The organism is Neisseria sp. P0021.S005 (assembly GCF_051956955.1).
This window is the reverse complement of sequence record NZ_JBQCWY010000805.1, coordinates 1-1042: the sequence shown is the minus strand read 5'-3', so window position 1 is coordinate 1042 and position 1042 is coordinate 1. Positions and strand designations below refer to the sequence as shown.

Genomic DNA, 1042 nt, shown 5'->3' with positions numbered 1-1042 from the left:
CCAATGTTGTCATCAACGCCAAAGACTCTGCTGAAATCGCATCCAACATTACCGCCAACAACAACGTCAACATTACCGCAGGCAACGGCGTAACCTTCACCGAGTCAGCCAATACTGCCTCCAACCAAGGTACAGCTGTTAATGTCGGTATCGGCGCTGGCGCGACAATCAATGTTGAAACCGGTGTTGCCGTTCCTCACGTCAACGGCTCTGTCGGCGTCAACAAAACCGATAACGCTTCTTCTACCGCCGCAGGCGCGAATGTAGCGGCCGGCAATGAGATTAAAATCAATGCCAACAACGGCGACGTCAACCTGCACGGTACCAACTTGGTATCCAACAACTCCGTTGAAGTAGAAGGCAACAAAGTCAATACTTCCGGCGCGATCAGCAGCGTTAACGAAAAAAATCTGACCATCAATGTCAACGGCAGCTACGCTTCAGGCAAACCAAACGGCGGCATCAACGCCAAAGGTAAAAACGAAGCCAACGTAACCAATACGGCAAACACCATCCAAAGCGACAATGTTGTTATTACTACCGGCTCTCCAACCGGTTTGAGCGTCAACAATACGACCATCAACGGTAATAATGTTGCGTACTACTATGACGACAGTAAAGCTCCTGCGGCGAACCGTTATACCTATCGTCCTCGCCAACCAAGCTACGCCAAACGCCGTTTGCGCTACTAAGATGCGCTATTGAAGTCATTTAATAGCCATTAAGACATGCCGTCTGAAAACAGAAAGTTTTCAGACGGCATTTTTATCATCAATGCAAAACAACACACTATCTCTGTTATGATAATGCCTCGCTAATATTATTCCGTTCCTACCATGTCTTCCGCCCTTCCTTTTGACGCGCTCACACTTTCCATCGACGGCACCAACCTTATCGAAGCTTCTGCCGGTACGGGTAAAACCTACGGCATTGCCGCGCTCTTTACCCGACTGATTGTTTTAGAAAAAAAAGACATCGAGAAAATTCTGGTCGTTACCTTTACCAAAGCGGCGACGGCAGAACTGAAAACCCGTTTGCGCGC

2 protein-coding genes are annotated in these 1042 nt (G+C 48.5%); both read left to right on the top strand.

All coding sequences use genetic code 11. The annotated features are described in order from the left end of the window. The coding region (locus tag ACTHUE_RS19435; RefSeq protein WP_440424219.1) for a hemagglutinin repeat-containing protein at positions 1-692 on the top strand (692 nt) is incomplete at its 5' end. Between the two features lie 144 nt (positions 693-836). Then, on the top strand, positions 837-1042 hold a 206-nt coding region (locus tag ACTHUE_RS19430), incomplete at its 3' end, for a UvrD-helicase domain-containing protein (RefSeq protein WP_440424218.1).